Genomic DNA, 20617 nt, shown 5'->3' with positions numbered 1-20617 from the left:
AGAAATCAATTGGGTAGAGAAAAGCGAGGCGCTCGAATTATTGCTGCAGCATGAAACTACATTTCAAGTTATCCCGTTAGACTCCGGTCTGGAAGCAGAGGTGGCGAAGATCGTCACGTCAACGGCAGACTGCGTGCTAAAGGTATGGAATAGAGCTTCCAAGCCCGATGTTCAAATGCAATATCAAATATTGAATGCATTGCATTCGCATGGAAGAGCAGTATCGAAGCCTTTGGGCTGGGGGACAGACCGGGAAGGCAATCCAGTAATGCTGACCAGTTACGACGGAAGGCCTGTTCAAAATATCGATCAGCTTAAACTATTGAAACTAGCGAAGATATTAATGGATATACATAAGCTGCCCTTGGAAAGGCTGAACGGATTCAATCTGCCGAGGTATGACTTTATCTCTTATTTTTATCCACGAATTGAGGAGTTCCCTGATATTCAACAACCTCTGATGGAGCTTGTTCTGCGCGCGAGCATGGAACAAGAATATGTCATCCATGGCGATTATCACCTAGGCAATATTCTGGAGAATGAAAACGAGCTGACCGTTATTGATTGGACGAATGTCCAAATGGGCGATCCTCGATATGATATCGGATGGTCGATTATCTTAATGTGGATATATGTAAGAGAAAAGCGAGCTTCCTTCTACCGTGCTGCATTTTGTGCCGAGAACCGATTCGAAGCGGATGAGCTTGAGCTGTTTGAAGCGATAGCCTGTCTGCGCTGGATCTTGCTCAACAGAGTGGACCACCCACCAGTTAGAAACGACACGATCGCCAGGGTCAGGTCAATATTGAACAGCAACAAGTATTTGCATTCCTTGCTTATCGAAGTTTGATCCTAAAGTAGCACAACCGGTCCTCCACTAGTTGGTGGACGATTTGAGGAATCTTGCAGCAGTATACTGAGCCTTGTACCATCTTACATGGATGGTGTGGGGCTTGTTCGGGTTAATTGAGCAGTGGATAGGTTTGTGTTAGGGGACGGTTTAGAAGTGGGAGTGATGAGCTTGATTCAGTTTATTGCCTGGACAAGTCCCAAAAGGGGACATGTGCGGGCAAAAAGGAGCTCCAGAGGTGCAGCAAGTCCCCAAAAGAGATTTGTCGCGGGCAAAAAGGAATTACAGTGGCGGAGGAAGTCCCAAAAAGGGGACTTTTGCAGGCCCAAAGGAGCTCCCGAGGCTGAGCAAGATGACTTTTAAAAGATAGAGTTGACATGCGCCTAGTTTTTACTATAACCTGTGAATGTAATCGTTTACGTAATCGATTACATGAAATCACTTAGGGTTGAGGTGAGCCATACTTGGCAAGAGCGACCATTAAACAAGTAGCGGAGGAAGCAGAGGTATCCACGGCGACCGTTTCAAGGGTACTGAACAATACCGATTTTGTAAGCGATGAGATTAAAGAGCGAGTGATGGCGGCGGTGAACAAGTTGAATTATCGTCCAAGCGCCATCGCCCGCAGTCTGAAGCAGGACCGGACCTATATGATCGGGGTCGTCGTTCCCGATATTTCCAACCCTTATTTTATGGGAATCTCCAAAGGTATTGAGGATGTTGTAGGGAAAGAAGGCTTTCAGCTTATTTTCTGCAGCTCGGATGAGAATCCGGACAAGGAAAAGCGACTTCTTAAGCTTATGCAGGAAAAGCGCGTGGATGCCGTTGTACTGGCGACTTCAGGCGGAAATGATCCGGCGATCAAGCAGCTGGCAGATTCCCGGATGCCGATCATTCTCGTAGACCGCAAGCCGGACTCGCCGGAAGCGGGGTTGATGCTCGATCTGGTAGCCGAGGACAATACGGAAGGCGCTTCCCGCCTGACTCGGAAGCTGCTGGAGGATGGTCATAAGGCAATTGGAGTCGTAAACGGTCCGACGCGATCCAGCACGGGCAGGGAACGACTGGACGGTGTTCGGAAAGCGATGAAGGAATACGCCCTGAACGAGGAACCTATCGTGTATAATGGCGACTTTTCAACGGAAGATGGAATCCAGGCCGTACGGCATTTTTTGGATGCGGACCATCGTCCAACCGCGATCATATCCCTGAATAACCGTATGAGCCTTGGTGTTTTGCTTGAAATTGTACGCAGCGGTCTAAGGATTCCGTCCGACATGGCTGTAGCTTCTTTCGGTGAAGTAGAGGCCGGACCACTCCTTAAAGAATCGGGAATTTATTATCTGGAACAGCGTCCCTATGACATGGGAATCAAAGCCGGAGAAATTCTTCTGCGCCGCATTCGTGAAGAAGCGCCGCTGTTGAAGCCGGCATTTGAGATATATGGCACTGAAGTGAAACAGTTGAATTGATCCTATACTTTGGAGGAGATGGATATGAAGCAGTTATACACGATCGGCGTGGATTTCGGAACGGAATCGGGCAGGGCTCTGTTGGTTGATATTACGACCGGGCAGGAGGTTGCCACCCATGTGACGCCATACAAGCATGGAGTCATGGACGAGGTGCTGGTCCACTCGGGTCTGAAGCTGGAGCAGGACTGGGCGCTGCAGCATCCGGGCGATTATCTGGAGGTGCTTCGGCAATCTATCCCGCATGTGCTGTCGGAGGCAGATGTATCCCCGGATCAAGTCATCGGGATTGGCATCGACTTCACGGCATGCACGATGATGCCGCTGGATGCCGGGGGAACTCCGCTGTGCATGCTGGATGAGTGGAGGGACAATCCGCATAGCTGGGTAAAGCTGTGGAAGCATCATGCGGCGCAGGACGAAGCGAACCTGATCAATGAAACCGCTAAGCGGCGAGGGGAGAAATTTCTGTCACGCTACGGAGGGAAGCTGTCCTCGGAGTGGATGCTTGCAAAGTCTTTACAGATTTTGCATGAAGCTCCTGAGTTGTACGAGCAAGCTGTATTGTTCATGGAGGCTGCCGATTGGGTGGTCATGCAATTGACCGGTCAGCTCGCACGGAGCAGCTGTACCGCCGGCTATAAAGCCAATTGGCATAAACGGGAGGGGTATCCGTCCAAGGAATTCCTGCAGTCGCTTGATCCGAGGTTTGGAGACCTTGTGGAGACGAAGCTGAGAGGTCCGATCAAGCCGCTGGGTTCGAAAGCTGGCGGATTAACCGAATCGATGGCAGCCCTGACAGGGCTTCTGCCGGGTACCGCGGTAGCCGTAGCTAACATCGATGCCCATGCCATGGTGCCGGCGGTCAGTGTCGTCACCCCGGGCAAGCTGGTGCTCGCCATGGGAACCTCGACTTGTCATTTGATATTAAGCGACAAGGAAATGACAGGGGAAGGCATTTGCGGTGTCGTCGAGGATGGAATCATTCCAGGTTATTACGGGTATGAAGCAGGACAATCGGCGGTTGGCGATATCTTCGCCTGGTATGTGGATGAGGCGGTGCCAGAATATGTCCGGCGCAAGGCTGCGGAGGAGCGCCTTGGCATTCATGAGTGGCTTGAGAGGGAAGCGGCCCAATATGCCCCTGGTCAAACCGGCCTGCTGGCGATCGATTGGTGGAACGGTAGCCGCTCCGTGCTGATGGATGCTGATCTGAGCGGCGTCATCCTTGGATTGACCCTGCAGACCAAGCCTGCGGAAATATACCGGGCACTGTTAGAGGCTACCGCATTTGGAACGCGGGCGATCATCGAAGCCTTTACGGAAAGCGGCGTAGAAGTTCAGGAGCTTTACGCTTGCGGCGGATTGCCTCAGCGTAACCGGCTGCTGATGCAAATCTATGCCGATGTTACCGGCAAGGAAATCAAAGTTGCGGATACCGTTCAGACCGCTGCTTTTGGGGCAGCTATGTTCGGCGCCGTGGCGGCAGGCAAGGAACAGGGAGGCTTTGGGAGCATCGTAGAAGCTGCAGAAGCCATTGCCCGTGTTCGGGAAGAAACCTTTAAGCCGATTGAGGCTAATGTGCGCGTGTATGATCAATTGTACAAGGAATACAAACGACTTCATGATTATTTGGGAAGAGGCGAAAACGGGGTGCTGAAACGCTTAAAGTCATTAAAGAGCGGCGCCGGCAGTGAGGGATAGAAACATCGGGAAGAGCGAAATGAATTTATGCCCGCCGAAGCCGCAGCTCTCCCTCTTCTATGAACACTTCCCCCCTAGTACCATGTGCAATTAAAGTAACTCATAAATCTTATAAATAGGAACGACCGTTTTCCCGTAAAGATTATTGCGGACGGTCGTTTTTTTTCATGATCAAAGGATATTGCCAAGTGCGGTCTTGGTGATCCATTACCCCATCGTCTTCACCAAGATAAACCGTCGTCCCTAGATGAATGTCTGGCAGAACACTCCGCCCCAAGACGGAGCTTCACTTAATGCCGGAGACGGTGTAATCCGGTACATCCCATCATGTATGCTTATTCTAAGGAATCCGGTATGCGCGATGAATAAAGGATGGATCTAATCCGAAACGTGCGGCGCATCCGAATAAGGGTGGTGAATCAGCTGCTTATCATTAAAAACGCCATGCAAAGCATGTGGATGGCATGGGAACGCATCTTTAAATGGTCTTCGCGTTTTCGCGGTTCACATACGTTTCACTTCGGCATCTGTACCGTCATGATCAAGAAGCATCGGGGGGCGCCGATCATCTGCGCCGATTCGACCGTCATTTCGCAAGGCGATTGGATCGGCGAGCTTCATCTGGACAATGCTGAAATCTTAAACCTGATCCGTACCGAAGGTCCCGACCTTGCAGCCCTCAAGATCGCAAGGCTCGGCCGGCGATCGATGAAGCTTATCAGCCGGGCCTATGCCGATCAGTCCGAGTTCAACGAGGTAAGAGCCTTGGTCGGCATTACGCTGCTCCACCGCGGGTTGACGCACGGCCTCGGGTTCGAGATGCAGGCCATGGAGCAAGGCTTGTTCCGGAGAATGACGACGTCGTATCTTCGCCTGCTGTTGTCGGTGCTGCACCCCGAAGGCAAGAACCGGATCGGTCGCCGTACAGAACAGCTCATCCCGATGATGCTGATCCATACCCGCGCTTCGCTTGCGAGACGATTTCCGAGCCCGGTCCACGAGACGGTGATGGAACAAGCGCGATAGCCTTCTTGTAATCCATCTAGGGATTAGGGGGCGCGCAAAGCCGCCGCTATAAAAAGCGTTCGGCAGTTAGAAAGAGGAATGGTGACAGCATTACGTACTATGGTTTGGAGGTAGCAGAGTAATATGGAGGATTGGTACAAGCTGGATCACGCCGGGAAGCTGTTTCCAGCCGTGGCGGGCCAAGAAAACTCATCAACCTACCGGTTGTCGTTCTTACTGAAACATCCCGTAAAGCCACCGATTTTGCAGAAGGCGCTGGATAGCGTAATTACGCGGTTTCCACTGCTTCATGTGGAGATGGGAAACGGGTTGTTCTGGAAATTTTTACGGGAAAAGGAGTCGCCGCTGCGGGTGGAGCCGGAGGGCACATACCCTTGCGCGCCGGTGTCGCTCTCGGATTCGAACGCTAGCCTGGTTCGCATTCTGTATCACGGCAGCAAGATCAGCGTCGAAATTTTTCATGCGTTGACCGACGGCGGGGGTGCCCTTGAGTTTCTTAAAACGCTAGTGTTCCAGTATTTATGTCTGCTTGGCGAAAATGTGGATGACAAGCAGGGGATGATCCTGCCGCCTGCGTCGTTTGCCAGATATGCGGAAGCCCAGGACAGCTTCAAGGCACACTATACATCAGAGCCGCCGCTTGATCTGGACAAGGCTCCCGAGGCGTTCCAAATACGAGGGACACGCTTTGTTCCCTACGGCCACAACGTCATTCACGGCATGCTTCGGGCCTCCGGCCTGAATGCATGTGCGAAAGAGAAGGGCGTAACGTTGACGGCGTATTTGACGGCCATTCTGGTGATAGCGGTCCATCATGCGGGTGAGCCACTAAATACGGAGCGTCGACCGATCGTAATCAGCATGCCGGTGAATCTGCGAAATATCTTTCCATCCAGCAGCCTCCGCAACTTTTTCGCGGTCATCAATATAGGCATTGCTGCGGCAGAGAACATGGATTTCGAGCAGGTGCTCGTGCAAGTCCAACAACAAATGAAGGAGAAAACAACGAAGTCTTATTTGTCTCGCACGATGTCCGGGAGCATGAAATACGAGAACACCTTCCTATCGCGAATCGCTCCGCTAAAGCTGAAGGATTTGGCAATCCGCTACGGATTTGACCATTATGGGGAAGAAGCCAAGACCCTTACGTTAACCAATCTGGGAAGGGTCGAGGTGCCGGAGGGAATGGCGGCGCATATTGAAGTGATGGAAACAACGATGTACCCTACGGCCAAAAGCCCGATGAACTGCGCGGTATGCTCCATCAACGATCAGCTGACCGTGACCTTCGCAAGAAATATCGTTGAGAGCGACATTATCATGCACTTCTTCCGCGAACTGTCCGGATTTACCGGGCTTGAGGTCAGGATTGTCAGCAATGATTGGGGGATGGGAGCATGAGATGCGTTAGCTGCGGCGTTACGGTGGATCCGGCCCATGCGGTTTGTCCGCTTTGTCGGCGAAATACGGCCGGAGGCAGCAAAACGGCGGGCAATCGCTGGTATCCTTCCTATTCCGCAATGCCGGAACCGCGCGAGAGCGGCACGTTTGCCAGATCGCTGATTTTTATGATTATGGCGGTAATCAGCATTACCCTCGTCATTAACGTTTTGGGAAGCCGTGATGTTTGGTGGAGTCTGTATGTTGCACCCTGTGTGCTGTACGCGTGGCTGCTCATCCGTCACACGTTGATGTCCAATTCACATCTAGGGGCCAAAATCGTCGTTCAATGGCTCGGTCTGTCCGGTATGCTGCTATGGATCAACGCGCTTTCGGGTGGGACCGCCTGGTCAACCGGGTACGTCATCCCGTTCCTGGTTATGGCTGCAACCCTGCTGATGACGTTGCTCTGCATTGCAAAGCCGCTTGGCTGGCGCGAGTTCGGAGGATATTTGCTGCTTATGGTGTTTCTGGGATTTACCCCCTTACTGTTCTTTCTGCTCGGTCTTTCGCACGTATTATGGCCGTCGGTTTCGGCAGCGATGTATGCCCTGTTGACGTTCGGCGGGATGTGGCTGCTTGCGGACAAGGGCTTCCGCAAAGAAGTGAAGCGCAGGCTGCACTATTGACGAAAGTCATGAGGGGAATGATACCAAATGGATCATTCACCAAAAAGCCGAATGTGAATCAGCGTACGGACAAGATAGGGGTGGAAAAGAGAATACGGACCACGATGTATGATGCGGAGCACGGGTCCTGTACTAAGAAGATACACATGGTGTGTGTCTTTTTTTGTCGGTCAAAATATATAGACGTAAAAGAATATCTATTATTGTGATAGGACATTAGTTAAAAATGACTTAAAGTTGGTTTTATTTTTTAGAGGTGGGAGTAACGATGCTTTAACAATAACGAATATTCGGAGGTTGAACCGCATGACCGGTATATCTGAAGTGAGGACTTATCCAGTTACACCGCAGGATCGAATGAATTATTTGCTGGGACTGTACTCGGCAGTTCAGTAAATTGGCATGGTGTTGCATTTTCCCAGCCGGCAGTTTTCGGGGAGGCCGATGCGGGTTATATGACTGCACCTATCATGTTATCCCCATTCTTCAATTTGGGAGCCAGCACATATCGCAACACCCTTGCGTTATCTGTCGGCGATCATACCCCGGCCGTCACATGGGAGAACGTGAATCGTCTACTTGATGATATGGTGAGAGAGCTCACCGACGGCAGCCCAGGTTGACATGTCAAGGATAGGCTTCAGCCGTCACGCTTAGGTGATGAGGCTGGGAGCCTGTTTTTGTATTGGGGAGGAATACAAAGCATTTAAATTTTTGGTGAGTGCGAATAAGTTTTAGAGTAATAAAAATTACTTTTAGACGTAAATATTTGTTGACTTACAGAGTAACATGAATTACTCTTTGAAGTAAATATCATGGCAGTTCGCTAAACTGGTATTCAGTGACTGCCTGGTCATTTAGGGAGGAGAGGCTGTATGTCCAAGGTGCATGTGTTGAAACCGGATATTCATTCGCTTCATGGATTTTTCAGCAGGGAACTTGAGCCGGCTCTCTATATTCAGTCCGGGGATACGGTCGAGTATCAAACGCTGGATGCGGGTTGGGGACTTGCGAAGCGTTCTTCGCCAGGAGAGCCGAGATTGAAGTTTACCGAGCGCCTGCCGGAGCGGCAGGAGAAGCAGTTTGGGCATGCTCTGCTGGGTCCCGTACATATCGAAGGGGCGGAGCCTGGGGGCACATTGGAGATCCGGATCAATGAGATTGTGCCCGGCTCCTGGGGCTGGACCTCTGCCGGTGGCTTTCCTAGCTATTGGAACGAGAAGCTGGGCATGTCGGATACCGAGGAAGTGGCGCTGGATTTCGAACTGGATGCCCGGACGATGATCGGACGAAGCCAGTTCGGTAATTTCAAATACGGCGTCGGCCTGAAGCCGTTTATGGGAATTATGGGCATGCCGCCACAAGAAAAAGGCAGACATACCACGTTCGTGCCCAGGCCATATGGAGGCAACCTGGACTGCAAAGAGTTAACCGCCGGCAGTACGTTGTATCTGCCGATCCCGGTAAGCGGCGGCTTATTCTCGACAGGGGATGGCCATGCTGCGCAAGGAGACGGCGAAGTTAGCGGGCCCGCCTTGGAATGTCCCATGGAAAAGGTGAGTCTGACCTTCCGTGTCCGTGATGACATGGCCATTACAATGCCCCGGGCAAAGACGGGCACGGGCTGGCTGACGATGGGCTTCCACGAGGATCTTGACGAAGCGATGTGGATCGCTGTGAACGGGATGCTTGATCTTATGACCGAGCTCTATGCGATTTCAAGGACTGAAGCATATGCTTATGCCACATTGACAGTGGATCTAAGAATCACTCAAATCGTGAATACGGCTAAGGGCGTGCATGCTTTTCTGCCATTCGACGCGTTGAGATAGGAAGGAGAGGGGGAAATACCGACTTCAGGCATTAGAAGCGTACGCTTTGAAACCTGTTGGATGAAGGTTTGCACTTTATTAAAAATAGCTGCTTATACCTAGGAGGAACTGTAAATGCAATTATGTGAAACGATGGTGAATAACAATGGGGTGCATATTCACGTGACGGAGGCCCATCGGGAACTGAATAAGGGAGATGTTCCGCTCGTTATCATTCCCGGGTTGTCAGAATCAGCAGAAGATTACATTAGCATTGTAGAGAAGCTGACTCCCCGACATATCATTATGATCACGCTCCGCGGCCGGGGCAAAAGCGACTCCCCTGCATCGGGATTCACGCTCGAGGATCATATCAGTGATATCGACGCGGTTGTTCGTCATTTAGAACTTGAGTCATTCATTCTCATGGGATATTCAAGGGGCGTGTCGTATCAGCTAGGCTATGCCGTTCAGCATCCTGAACGCATCCGGGGGTTGATCATCGGCGACTATCCTGCCATTCATACTCAGCTTCCGCCGGGATGGGTGGAGTTCTTCGCATCCTTACCGCCGTGGCGGGGGAAGAAGCTGTATGACCGGATGCAGGCCGGGGCCTTGCATGCACTGCAGAGGGAATCAAGCAAGGTGGAGTTATGGGATGACTTGACCACTTTGACTTGTCCAGCCTTGATTATCCGTGGCGTAAAACCGCATCCCGGGTTATCATTAGAAGCAGCGGAGCAGTACAAGCTGAAGCTGCCACAGGCCAAGCTTGTGGAGTTCGATCAGCATGACCATAATATTTTCGAACCGGACGCGGAAGCGTTTGTCCGCACCGCAGATTCCTTTATGAACGCGATCAGGTAAGATCCTGAAGAAACATGAATCTACTATTAAAAAAGGGTGTACGCATTTGGACAATCTGAAGCTTAATGTATCGCTGCTGCGACAAAGAGTTCCGAACCTGACGAGCGCTGCCAAGTCGGTTGGATTGCGGCCGGCCACCGTCTCCAATTTATGTACGGGGAAGATCCCGGTCGGCCGCGCGGAAGTCCGCACGATTGCCGCATTGGCAGCGCTGGCGAAATGCAGTTTGGATGAGCTGATCTTGCGCGGAGATCGGATCGATATGATCGAAACGGGCATTAAGCCGCTCGATTTATTTGCCCCGATCGCTAAAGGCGGGACGGTAGGTTTAGTGGCCCGTCCGGGAATGGGGCAGCTGGTGCTGCTCGGCGAATTGTTCCATCATTTTAAACGGGATGGTTATATGACGATTCTGCTGAAGCCAGAAGGGGAATACCCCGAGCTGCAGGATATGCTGGATGATGTGGAGCGGGTGGCGTATTCCATAGAAGAAGTTTATGATGTCGCGGTAAGCACGCCGCCGGGTAAGGAGATGATGCTCGCCGCGGACCGGGAGCATGTGCTGACCGGAAAAATATACGAGCTGCAGGAGCGTCTGCAGCAGGAAGGCCATCAGCATGTTACCACATTTCTCGTCGACCTGAAAGGAGCTGTGGTTGATGAGGATATTCCTTACGGTCCGCTCGAAACGCTCTGGTATTTCGACGCGGATCTGGCGGCAAGACATATGTTTCCTGCCGTCAATCCGATCTACTCTACCTCGTCGGTGCTGGAAGGTGCCCATCTGGATCAGAATCACGCCTCGGTTCAGCAGCGGGCTCAGAAGCTGCTGCGCCGTTACCGCGAGCTTCGCTCATTAGTACAGGTGAGGGGTCTGCAGGCGATTCCTGCATCGGAAACGGAAGTGTATCAGAGAGGGGAGAGACTGGAGGCTTACCTTACACAGCCTTTTTACATTGCAAAAGCCTATTCCGGAAGAGAAGGGGAACGGGTTCCGCTCCAAGACACCCTGCATGACGTTCAGGCGATTCTGAATGGAAGTATGGATCATCGGGACGTAGAGAGCTTAACCTGGATCGGAAAAATAAATTAGTGCCGCAACAAGTGCAAACAAGCCGGTTCTGCTTCGCAAAGCAGAATTCGGCTTTTCGCATGCTCTCTATTAAATCCGGATTAATTCGGATTTCCCATTGAATATCATAGGTTCCTTTAATATAATTATCCAAGCTTGATCGACTGGCCGCATCTTGGACGGGGTCAGAGGATTACCGTTTTGGGAACCGGCCGTTCGATTATTTAACAAAAGAAGGAGACATGGGGTAATGAAGAACAAAAAGAATTGGATGATTACGGCAGCGATTGCAGTGTTATTGCTGCTCGTGTTCGTCCCGGTCCAGCAATCTTACAGTGCGGAGGGGTCTTCGGCAGCTGAAGTGTCAGGAAGCGCTCTTGAGGGGCAGTTTCACCTCAGTCATGTCGTAAAAATTTATATCCCATCCACGGTGAAGGGAAACATTGAAATCACCGAAGAAGCCCAGCAAAAGTTCGTAGATCAGGCATTAACGAAGTTTTCGCAATGGTTCGGCGGCGCTACAGCTATTGACGGTGAGGGTGCTTGGGTGGACAAAGATCAGAAGCTGATCAAGGAGAATGTTACGATTGTGTACGCCTATGCCGAGAAACTGGATAAGAAATCATTGGATCATGTGGTGGCGTATGCCAAGCAGCTGAAAGAGGATCTCGCTCAATATACGATTTCCCTAGAAGTGGATGGAAAAATGTACTTTATCGAATAAAAAGAAACGTCATAACGTGAACCCACAGGTATTATTACTTAACTCATGCATCATCATACTTAACAATAATGATCTATAGTGAAGGGGCTGACGCTTCTCATCCTGCAGCAGGGGATGAGAGGGCCAGCCTTTTTTTTGCGCACTCCTAGTACAGAAATCTCCAGAGATAGAAGGTAGCGTAGGATTCCCAATTGACCCAAGAAGCCGACAGCTTCCGAATCTCTTCCTTCGTCGGCTTCTTCTCCATGCCCAGCACATGCTTGATCGCATTGTGCAGTCCAACGTCATCAATCGGAAAGGCGCTGGGGATCCGAAGGCAGCGCATCAGTACATAATTCGCCGTCCAGGGGCCAATGCCGCGGATCGCGATAAGCATGTTCTCCGCTTGCTTCAGGCCCCCGGCCTCAAGCAGCTTCTCCTTGGTCAATGCTCCATCTGCCATGAGTTTGGCAACGTCCAGAAGGTACTCGCATTTCTTCACCGTCATCCGAAGACCGCTGAGGTCCCGGACGTTTAATCCCGCGATTTCCTCCGGCCGCGGGAATATCCAATATGTCTCTCCCTCGCATTCGAGGCGTCGGCCAAAGGCTTCCACGAAACGCCTCTTTAACGTATAGGCATAGGTTAAATTGATCTGTTGACCTAGAATGCCCCAGCACAGCGCTTCGAACAGATCGGGGATTCCCATGTTGCGAAGCCCGTAGAAGGATTGGACAGCTTCGCGGAGGAGGGGATCAACAGCCGCCATCTCATAGAATGGAACCAGATCGGTGTTCATGTCGAACCAATCGCGGACGTACGCAGCTGCTTCAGCCCGCATACTGGGCTCAACAGGGATGAAATCCCCAAGGAAACGAACGATGACGGCCTGTTCGTGAGGCGCTTCGCGAACTTCAATAACGACGATATCCTGTCCTAGGCCCAAGGGGAGAGCTCGATAAATCCGGTCGTTGCGGATGTGAAACAGACATTCATTCGGCGATCGCTGCAGGTAACTCAGGTTCTCCTTGAAGCTGAATTCCTTCGGCACGAACAGCTTGAGTTCATGCTGATGGTCCTCCCAGCTGCTATGAGGGACCGGATTCAGATGGGAGTGCCGAGAGGAAACCGAAGCAGCTAGGTGATTCGTATCAGCGAGACTGCCCCATGCATGCTCAGTACTTGGTTCTATGGAATTTGCGGGCGTTCGGCCGTTTGGTGTCGGCTTGGATTGGGACATGATTCATCGTTTCCTTTCGCTCTAATTATCTCTTATACTATTTGTACCATACTACGGAAGCAAATCATTTTGTAATCTTGCTCTTATATTCCAAAAACCGTACAACGAGCCGAACCTGTGGTTATAATGTTAGCGGAGGTGAATGAAACGTGGCCAACCGGATCGAGCCAACCGAAGCACAGTGGAAGGCGATCATCGAAAATGATAAAGCGAGTGACGGCAAGTTTTTTTATGCGGTCGAAACGACCGGGATTTTCTGCAGACCTTCCTGCAAGTCCAGGCCCCCGAAAAAAGAAAATGTGCGCGTATTTCAATCGGCGGATGAAGCAAGATCCGAGCAATTCCGTCCATGCAAACGGTGTAAGCCAACGGGAGAGCGCCTGCCGGACCACGAATGGATCGAGCTTGTCAAGGAGTACATCGATAAAAACTACAACGAGCAGCTAACGCTGGATCTGTTGGCCGATGTGAGTCACGGCAGTCCGTATCACCTTCACCGCATATTCAAGCGGGTCACCGGAATGACCCCGACGGAATATATCCAGAAGCTGCGTGTCGATAAAGCCAAGCAGCTCCTGACGGATACGGCTAAACCTATCGCTGATATCGGTCAATTGGTCGGGATAGAGAATGCGGCTTACTTCGTAACTTTGTTTAAGAAGAAGACCGGGACGACTCCTTTAAGCTATCGCCGGCAAGCTTTAAATTATTCAAGTATGGAGGTAATGAATCATGATGGAATCCAATCCTGATGTGATCCGCTGGACGCGGCTGACTCATGCTCGCTGGAGCATGTACATCGCGGCAACGGAGCAAGGATTATGCTATGTCGGTTCACAGGATAAGACGTTTGACGAGATGGCGGAATGGGTCGCTGCTAAATATCCCGGTGCTGGGCTTGTGCAGGATGACCGCATTATGAAGCCCTATGTAAGAGAGCTGGAGGAATATTTGCAGGGAAAGCGTGACCGGTTCGAGATGGCCATGGATTATAAGGGGACTCCTTTTCAAAAGGCGGTGTGGCGTGCACTGTGCCAAATCCCATACGGGAAGACGATGACGTATACGGACATCGCCCAAAGCATCGGAAAGCCGGCTGCCGTTCGAGCGGTAGGGGCCGCCATCGGGGCGAATCCTCTCTTGGTCACCGTACCATGTCACCGGGTTATCGGCAAAAATGGGGCCTTGACGGGCTATCGCGGAGGCCTTGCGATGAAGAGCCAGCTGCTGGAGCTTGAGCGTAAACATGAGCAAGCGATTCAGAAGGAGACCGCGGAGTATGTCTAGTACGCTGCCCGAACGCATTGAAGGGCTGTACTGGGAAGGGATTCAAACGGAGCTGGATGAACGCGGCTATGCCGTGATACCCAGGCTGCTGCTGCCGGAAGAGTGCGCGGCAATCATAGGCACTTACCAGGAGGAATCGCGGTTTCGCAGTACGATCAACATGGCAAGGCACCGGTTCGGGATCGGTGAGTATAAATACTATCAGGCTCCCCTCCCGGAACTGCTTCAGCAGCTCCGGGAGGGCTTCTATCCCGAGCTGGCGCTAACGGCCAACCGCTGGCTGGCATGGCTCGGAAGCGAGGAGAGGTACCCGGCAAGGCTGGACGATTTTCTGGCGGTATGCCATGCTCAGGAACAGCGGCGCTCAACGCCGTTGATTCTAAAATATGAGGAAGGCGGATATAACTGTCTGCATCAGGATTTGTATGGGGATGTGTTTTTTCCATTCCAGGTCGTGTTCGTATTAAACGAACGAGAAGCCGATTATACAGGCGGAGAATTTCTTCTGGTGGAACAGCGGCCCCGCGCGCAGAGCCGGGGGCATGTCATCACCTTGGAGCAGGGCTCTGGCTTGATCTTTCCGACCCATCACCGGCCAGTCATGGGAACCCGGGGATATTACCGGACGATGCTGCGGCATGGTGTGAGCACAATCACCTCCGGGACCAGGTACAGCCTCGGGATCATTTTCCATGATGCCAAGTGAGCCCGTTTCTTCTTGTTCATCCTTTTAACTTTTTTGAAAAAGAGCGAGCAGCTGCTATCTTCCCGTTCTTGGATAATCGGAGTAACCGGGATATTTGACAATATACCCTTTTTCCTTTCGCAGGGCGTGTATAAATTCCGACCCTACATGAAGGTTCTCCTGAATTAGCTGATGAGGGGTGAGCGCCATCCATTGATTCAGGGAAACATCTTCAAAGCGGCTGCTCTTAAACATTTCCAAAACCCACAGACTTCGGTCGCCGGTATTCTGAATATAATGCCCATATGCGAACGGCACATATCCGACATCGCCGGCACGATAATCGAAAGTGCGAGCCGTGCCATTGGGTGCAAAAACGGTCATGCGGCCAGTGCCCGATATATAATACTGCCATTCATCATTGTTTGGATGCCAGTGCATTTCTCGCATTGCACCCGGTTTGATCTCCAGCAATGAGGCGGCAATGGTCGTCGAAATTGGAAAATTGGTGGAGTCCACGATCCGCACCGTCCCGCCCGGAGTAACGATCGGCTCCTGTGCGAGCAGTCGATGCGTGAAGCTTTTTGGCACCGTACCATAGGGGTCCGCTACGAGTTGACTTTCAAGAGGACCCGGAATGTTTCCTTGAAAGATATATCGCTGTTGTTTGGGAATATGGGTAAAAGAGCTGGCGGGCACGCCAAAATTCGCCGACAGCACGTCTTTCGGCGTATGTGCGAACCAGTCAGAGATCGATAATGTATTGAGGTCGGAGAAGCTGCCGTCATCGAAGACCAGCAGAAACTCGCAGCCACTTTCCAGCCCTTGAATGGAGTGGGGAATTCCCGGCGGAAAATACCACAGATCACCTACGCCGACATCGGCTATGAAGTTTCTTCCATCCTGATCGACTGCCGTAATGCGTGCGCTGCCGACGAGGACGATCGCCCATTCCGCCGACTGATGCCAATGCAGTTCTCGCACACCGCCCGGAGTCAGCGCCATATTCACCCCGGAAAGCGTAGTTGCAATCGGGAGCTGTCGAACGGTAACCTCCCGGGACCAGCCGCCATGATTCAACTGCATATAGGTATCGGAAAAGGAAAATTTCAGGTTGGGAAGCGTACCCGCATCCGTCACAGGCGGAACCAGCATATCCGGGTTCTCCAGGTCACGCATGATGTCACGTGGTCCCAAATCCCACCACCCGGCGCCATCATTCCGTACAGGTTGGGGTATATATCCATCCCTGTTGTCATTACTCAATAGTATTCACACCTCTCATCTTCATCAAAATATGAACGAAGTTACTTAATAAACGTTATGAACAGCATTTCGGATTTAGAAATGCAACATCTCCCGCGATCGCCACAATCCACGGCATGTTTGGAGCGCAAGCCTGGCGGGAATACCCATCGCACGAAAGACGGCAAGGTCGGAGGGGAGAGCGGCAAGCTTGTGATTCGGCTTCTGGCTGGCGAAGCTGAAGGTTTCAGTATACTATAGAAGGAACTCGCTTCTCGTTGTCTTCATGAAGATAAAGGGAATATTGGCCTGAGCAGACAAGGGGGGACCTTATGAAAACGGAGGTTCAGTATAAAACGCCGAAGACATTGCTTAATAAAGGAACCGGGTTTTTGAACGGATACAGCCATACCTTGAATCCGTATACGGGCTGCAGCTTTGCCTGTTCGTATTGTTATGTGAGGCAAATGCCTGTCTCTTTATTTCGCAAGCAGGAGTGGGGCTCCTGGGTCGATGTGAAGCAAGGAGCGGCCGAAACTCTTCGCAAGGAGCTGAGTCGAGCCAAGCAGAAGGGGCCGGTTACCATCTTCATGTCCTCGAGCACCGACCCGTACCAGCCGGCAGAAGCGAAGGAGGAAGTGACTCGCATGATACTGGAGGTCATGGCCGCGGATCCGCCGGATTTTCTATTGGTGCAGACTCGCAGTCCGTTGGTTCGGCGGGATATTGATCTGCTGCAGCAATTAGGGGATCGGGTCCGGGTCAGCATGACGGTGGAGACGGACAGGGAGGACATCCGAAAGCAATTTACGCCTTCGGCTCCGCCGATCCAGGCCAGATTGAAGGCCCTTGAACAGCTGAGAGATGCCGGAATCCGGACGCAAGCCGCGATTGCTCCCGTGCTGCCAAGCACGGAGAAATTCCCTGAGATCCTGCGCCCGCTTGTCCATCGCGTATGTATCGACGATTATTTCATGGGTGACGGGAGCGGCGGGAAACGCACGAAGAAGCTCGCTTTGAACGAGCTGTATAGAGTGCTCGGACTTGAGGAATGGTACCACCCTTCCGCCTATCGGGTCGTATATGATCGGTTTCGCACGGTATTTCCGGAAGATCAGCTGTATGTGAGTCAAAAGGGATTCGAACCATGAGTGAATCGCAGCAACATTCATATATCAGTTAAGCCTTCAAAGGGATGGTTCCTTGGAAGGCTTTTATTATAAGCAGATCGGATAGCGATGCGGCGACCGAAGCGGGTGATGTCTTAAGCGGTTAGAGCAATTCAAACCGGTTGAGCATGCTCAGGCTCGTATTTTGTATTCCAGTGATGTTATTGGATGTTATAATTACCCAATAGAGTATATATTTAAAAACTGAATGCCTGTGACTGTTATAGCCCACATGGATTCGAATTTAAGCGAGGTGATTGCGCTGAATGACGATTTGGAGCTATCCACTGCAAAGGAGGGAGGGGCATGAATAAGAAGCATATTAGAATTATTATCATTGCATTAAGTTGTCTAGCATTACTGGGTTCGGTTTATATGGTCAGAGGATTTATAGATTATTATCAAAGTTTAAACACAACTATTCATAATGCAGCCCCATCTCCAAAAGCCATGCAGGATTGGCAAAAAGATTACGATCGAAGAGTTCGAAGCGAACCTGCAGAAAGGGTGGTAACTAAATACGGGGATTTTTATTACGCCTCTTCTCCAAACTCATTTCCGAGGAGTGAAATAGCTAATCTCGATGCTGACGACGAAGTGACCCAAGATACCAAACAGATCATATTGAAGGGATATTATTACGAGAAGAAGTTATAAGTAAGAGCAATTCCGAATCGGGTCGTTCCGTAACGGGTGAAGCGTAAATGACATAATAGCACGAAACAAACTACTTTGATGGAGAAACTACATATGAAGATATTTCTTGTAAGACACGGCGCAGATGAAGAGGGCTTTCGAGGGGGATGGAGCAGCAGGGGGTTAATCGAGCAAGGCGTGTTCCAATCGAGGAGGCTTGGGGAGTTTCTGCATCGTTACCAAGACGAATATGGGATTCGCACAATAATGAGCAGTGATCTACCACGCGCAGTTGAAACGGCTAGGGAGATTGAACGAATTATTAACAAAGAAACCATTTACTCCGAAGATTTGGAGGGAAAGGAAAAACGGGTATTTAGCAGGTATGCCAAATCAAGAAGCCGAGAAACGGTATCCAGGTGTTTACTTCAATACGCTGGACATGGATGCTCCTTTTCCGGGAGGGGAAACACCGAAGCATTTTTATAACCGAATTATCAAAGCATTTGAGAGCTTATGCAGGAAGCTTGAATGTCAAGAAGTGAAGTCGAATGTTCTGCTAGTTACCCATGGCGGTGTCATTAATGTCTTGTATTATCATTTAAACGGTCAGGATTGGACCAACAAAAGTCCGTTCTTTCCAATTGATAACACAAGTGTGCATACGGTTGAGAAGATCTTGAATCAATGGAAGATTACCGAAAAGAATACGATGAAGCATTGTAAGGGGCTTTTAGCTAGGTCTATCAAATAATTCAGAAAAGAGTGATCGCGTATGGCTACACATGAACAGATTTATCAAAATCAATCGGATATCTATGAGTTGATGATTAGTAAGCAGCCTGAATTATCTGAAGTGATCCGGGGGATCCGGAATTTTCAGGATTTAGCGGTCCTGGATCTAGGAGCGGGAACCGGCCGGTTATCAAGTGCTGTTGCGAAGGATGCGGGTTCATTAATCTGTACGGACATTTCTGCTCCCATGCTGGAGCTCTTAGATCAAAAATTAATTGGGCAAGGGCTTGAGCGTAATTGGAGTGCGGTTGTTGCAGACCATAGGGAGCTGCCCCTGGCCGATAAATCGATAGATTTGGCGGTTTAGGGCTGGAGTATCGGTTATTTAGCCAATACGGACAATGACGATTGGGCGGAAAATTTAGAACGGGTCATGTCTGAACTTCACCGTGTGCTGAAGCCACATGCCACCATCATCATATTCGAGACGATGGGCACGGGGACGGAAACCCCGAATCCTCCCGGATTTCTGACGAAGTATTATACAGCACTTGAAGAGGAATACGGCTTCCAGCACAAGTGGATCCGAATGGACTATACCTTTAGCCATGTCGAAGAAGCCAGACAATGCACCGAGTTTTTCTTTGGCGAAGAGCTTGGGCGGAAGATCCTCGACAATCAGTGGTCAACGGTTCCGGAATGTGCAGGAATTTGGTGGAAGCATATATAGTTAAATTCAATGTGAAAAGGCCTTTACCCGATAAACCTCAGGGTGTAGGCCGATTTTCAAGGATTTTTTTGATTTTGGTCTGTTTCATTGACAAGGTAAATTAGCCTACAACTGGGCTTGTTGTTGCGTTTAATCCAATGAGCCTAGCTGGCTTAAAATATCCTGCCTTCTTTGGTCAATATATTTCCTTATGGTATCCGGCTCTGCGTCGAACACCTTCGTGCTCCATTTATGATTGGGGTCCTTATAAACGTCAGCAGCAATGGCATCATGCATCTTGTATACGAGGGGCAGTTGACGTCTCACCGTAAATACCGATTCAAGAAATCCTGACAAGAGAGCCTTATACCTTTGCCTGTGTGAACGAAAGGACAATACCTTCTCCGTTAGTTTATTGTAACCTTGAATTTTCACAAGGTTTGAATCTACTATTTTCCCATAACAATTCCTTCCCCAAGTCCCCTCGTAGTCCCATGGGATCATGCGATATGTTCTGCTTTTTCCGTGCTCAAACAAGGTATAGTTTTGGTTAAAGCCATCATAATTCCCCGTTAATACCGCGCCGCATAACCACCGCAAGTAATTTTCGATGTCCAGGTGCCTGCGAAGATATTGCTGCAGCTCGGCACCTTCTTTCTGGTGAATCCCCTGAATAAAGTTAGATAGTTTTAAGCGATCCCGCTCTGAGCCTTTTATAAGATTATAGCCAGAGAAGAAAGATTTGCCCGACGATCGTTTATCTGTAAAGTCGGCGTTGTCGTTAACCGCATAAATGATGCTTCGAACTGGAATCCCTCTTTTTCGAAAAAAGGGAGTCTTTACAGCCTCTATATTTAGATATACCCCAAGCTTTTCATTGTTCAGCGTAAGCACGCAGTGCCGGGTCGAAGGGCTTGGCACATGAATCGAATTGAAAAATTGAAAGGAAAGCGCATTTCGAATCAAGGAAGGGTCATCATATTCAGCATTAAAGTGGTAGGTATATTTGGAGGTTCTAATTTCATAGGATTTTTTCGGATATTCTCGGGTATGCCCTCCCCGGTAGCGAATACGTATCGGTATTCTTTTTCCGCCGATAACGAGCTGTCCCGGCACAAAACGATTGGACCAGATATTGCTGTTTAACTGTTCATAATCCTTGTCTTTGATCATTACTCGATACACAGGCAAAGGCATGAAGCTACCTCCTTCAAACTGATAGACTATCGTTTGAATTTGTCTGCTTGATTATATTAAACCAGTTCCTTTCTATTACATGAAACATATAAGTATATTACCGACAGACCTGATGGACAGTTGAGGGGTATCTACAGCTT

Annotated in this window: 22 protein-coding genes and 1 pseudogene; 20 read left to right on the top strand and 3 right to left on the bottom strand. The window is 50.3% G+C overall.

Annotated elements, in window-relative coordinates:
• Positions 1–40: 40 nt before the first annotated feature.
• The 11 genes from J2Z18_RS19980 (at position 41) to J2Z18_RS19930 (ending at position 11595) form a co-directional block, all read left to right on the top strand.
• Positions 41–850 (top strand): aminoglycoside phosphotransferase family protein, encoded by an 810-nt coding sequence (locus tag J2Z18_RS19980; RefSeq protein WP_245256091.1) that lies wholly within the window; start codon positions 41–43, stop codon positions 848–850.
• A 464-nt stretch (positions 851–1314) separates the two neighbouring features.
• Positions 1315–2322, top strand: coding sequence for a LacI family DNA-binding transcriptional regulator (locus tag J2Z18_RS19975; protein WP_007130251.1), 1008 nt, complete (start codon positions 1315–1317; stop codon positions 2320–2322).
• A 24-nt stretch (positions 2323–2346) separates the two neighbouring features.
• Positions 2347–4026, top strand: a complete 1680-nt coding sequence (locus tag J2Z18_RS19970; protein WP_007130250.1) for a ribulokinase — start codon at positions 2347–2349, stop codon at positions 4024–4026.
• Positions 4027–4398: 372 nt separating this feature from the next.
• Positions 4399–5052: a YkoP family protein gene (locus tag J2Z18_RS19965; RefSeq protein WP_083832624.1), complete on the top strand. Its 654-nt coding sequence runs from the start codon at positions 4399–4401 to the stop codon at positions 5050–5052.
• 123 nt (positions 5053–5175) lie between these two features.
• A complete protein-coding gene (locus tag J2Z18_RS19960; RefSeq protein ID WP_007130248.1) occupies positions 5176–6453 on the top strand; it encodes a hypothetical protein in 1278 nt (425 codons plus the stop codon).
• The gene (locus tag J2Z18_RS19955) at positions 6450–7121 is read left to right on the top strand and encodes a DUF6320 domain-containing protein (RefSeq protein ID WP_007130247.1); all 672 of its coding nucleotides are present in this window, start codon (positions 6450–6452) and stop codon (positions 7119–7121) included. Before J2Z18_RS19960 ends, J2Z18_RS19955 begins: the two co-directional genes overlap by 4 nt.
• A 455-nt stretch (positions 7122–7576) precedes the next feature.
• A complete protein-coding gene (locus J2Z18_RS19950; RefSeq protein WP_157462167.1) occupies positions 7577–7744 on the top strand; it encodes a hypothetical protein in 168 nt (55 codons plus the stop codon).
• A 252-nt stretch (positions 7745–7996) separates the two neighbouring features.
• Positions 7997–8953, top strand: coding sequence for an acetamidase/formamidase family protein (locus J2Z18_RS19945; protein WP_007130246.1), 957 nt, complete (start codon positions 7997–7999; stop codon positions 8951–8953).
• Positions 8954–9067: 114 nt separating this feature from the next.
• Positions 9068–9799 carry an alpha/beta fold hydrolase gene (locus tag J2Z18_RS19940; RefSeq protein ID WP_007130245.1) on the top strand — a complete coding sequence of 244 codons (732 nt, stop codon included), beginning with the start codon at positions 9068–9070 and terminating at the stop codon, positions 9797–9799.
• A gap of 46 nt (positions 9800–9845) precedes the next feature.
• On the top strand, positions 9846–10892 hold the full coding sequence (locus tag J2Z18_RS19935) for an ATP synthase beta subunit C-terminal domain-containing protein (RefSeq protein WP_007130244.1): 1047 nt from the start codon (positions 9846–9848) through the stop codon (positions 10890–10892).
• Between the two features lie 229 nt (positions 10893–11121).
• Positions 11122–11595: a DUF3574 domain-containing protein gene (locus J2Z18_RS19930; RefSeq protein WP_007130243.1), complete on the top strand. Its 474-nt coding sequence runs from the start codon at positions 11122–11124 to the stop codon at positions 11593–11595.
• Positions 11596–11740: 145 nt separating this feature from the next.
• Here J2Z18_RS19930 and J2Z18_RS19925 read toward each other — a convergent pair whose 3' ends face one another.
• Entirely contained in the window at positions 11741–12814 is a 1074-nt protein-coding gene (locus tag J2Z18_RS19925; protein ID WP_007130242.1) for a DNA-3-methyladenine glycosylase family protein, read from the bottom strand.
• A 149-nt stretch (positions 12815–12963) separates the two neighbouring features.
• On the opposite strand from J2Z18_RS19925, the gene J2Z18_RS19920 reads away from it, so the two are divergent.
• The 3 genes from J2Z18_RS19920 to J2Z18_RS19910 are packed head-to-tail and all read left to right on the top strand — an operon-like array spanning position 12964 to position 14807.
• On the top strand, positions 12964–13566 hold the full coding sequence (locus tag J2Z18_RS19920) for a bifunctional transcriptional activator/DNA repair enzyme AdaA (protein ID WP_007130241.1): 603 nt from the start codon (positions 12964–12966) through the stop codon (positions 13564–13566).
• Positions 13550–14101: a methylated-DNA--[protein]-cysteine S-methyltransferase gene (locus J2Z18_RS19915; protein WP_040738734.1), complete on the top strand. Its 552-nt coding sequence runs from the start codon at positions 13550–13552 to the stop codon at positions 14099–14101. The genes J2Z18_RS19920 and J2Z18_RS19915 overlap by 17 nt, the downstream gene beginning before the upstream one ends.
• Complete coding sequence (locus J2Z18_RS19910; protein ID WP_007130239.1) at positions 14094–14807, top strand: 2OG-Fe(II) oxygenase; 714 nt, start codon at positions 14094–14096, stop codon at positions 14805–14807. The genes J2Z18_RS19915 and J2Z18_RS19910 overlap by 8 nt, the downstream gene beginning before the upstream one ends.
• A gap of 54 nt (positions 14808–14861) precedes the next feature.
• Here the strand turns inward: J2Z18_RS19910 and J2Z18_RS19905 are convergent, their stop codons facing one another.
• Positions 14862–16052, bottom strand: coding sequence for an oxalate decarboxylase family bicupin (locus J2Z18_RS19905; RefSeq protein WP_007130238.1), 1191 nt, complete (start codon positions 16050–16052; stop codon positions 14862–14864).
• A 311-nt stretch (positions 16053–16363) separates the two neighbouring features.
• Here J2Z18_RS19905 and J2Z18_RS19900 point away from each other — a divergent pair, with 311 nt between their 5' ends.
• The 6 genes and pseudogenes from J2Z18_RS19900 to J2Z18_RS30915 all read left to right on the top strand — a co-directional run bounded on the left by J2Z18_RS19900 (position 16364) and on the right by J2Z18_RS30915 (position 19301).
• Positions 16364–17182 (top strand): SPL family radical SAM protein, encoded by an 819-nt coding sequence (locus J2Z18_RS19900; RefSeq protein WP_007130237.1) that lies wholly within the window; start codon positions 16364–16366, stop codon positions 17180–17182.
• Positions 17183–17506: 324 nt separating this feature from the next.
• Positions 17507–17857, top strand: coding sequence for a hypothetical protein (locus J2Z18_RS19895; RefSeq protein ID WP_007130236.1), 351 nt, complete (start codon positions 17507–17509; stop codon positions 17855–17857).
• A 78-nt stretch (positions 17858–17935) separates the two neighbouring features.
• Positions 17936–18130: pseudogene (locus J2Z18_RS30550) on the top strand (phosphoglycerate mutase family protein); the annotation flags it as partial.
• A 16-nt stretch (positions 18131–18146) separates the two neighbouring features.
• The gene (locus tag J2Z18_RS19885; RefSeq protein ID WP_245256090.1) at positions 18147–18590 is read left to right on the top strand and encodes a histidine phosphatase family protein; all 444 of its coding nucleotides are present in this window, start codon (positions 18147–18149) and stop codon (positions 18588–18590) included.
• 21 nt (positions 18591–18611) lie between these two features.
• Entirely contained in the window at positions 18612–18938 is a 327-nt protein-coding gene (locus J2Z18_RS30920; RefSeq protein WP_007130233.1) for a class I SAM-dependent methyltransferase, read from the top strand.
• A 66-nt stretch (positions 18939–19004) separates the two neighbouring features.
• Entirely contained in the window at positions 19005–19301 is a 297-nt protein-coding gene (locus J2Z18_RS30915) for a hypothetical protein (protein ID WP_007130232.1), read from the top strand.
• A gap of 129 nt (positions 19302–19430) precedes the next feature.
• On the opposite strand, the gene J2Z18_RS19875 is transcribed toward J2Z18_RS30915, so the two are convergent.
• Positions 19431–20477: a CotH kinase family protein gene (locus J2Z18_RS19875; RefSeq protein ID WP_007130231.1), complete on the bottom strand. Its 1047-nt coding sequence runs from the start codon at positions 20475–20477 to the stop codon at positions 19431–19433.
• Between the last annotated feature and the right edge of the window lie 140 nt (positions 20478–20617).

It is taken from the genome of Paenibacillus lactis (assembly GCF_017873605.1).
Classification (GTDB): Bacteria; Bacillota; Bacilli; order Paenibacillales; family Paenibacillaceae; genus Paenibacillus_AQ; species Paenibacillus_AQ lactis.
This window is presented reverse-complemented; position numbering and strand designations above follow the sequence as displayed.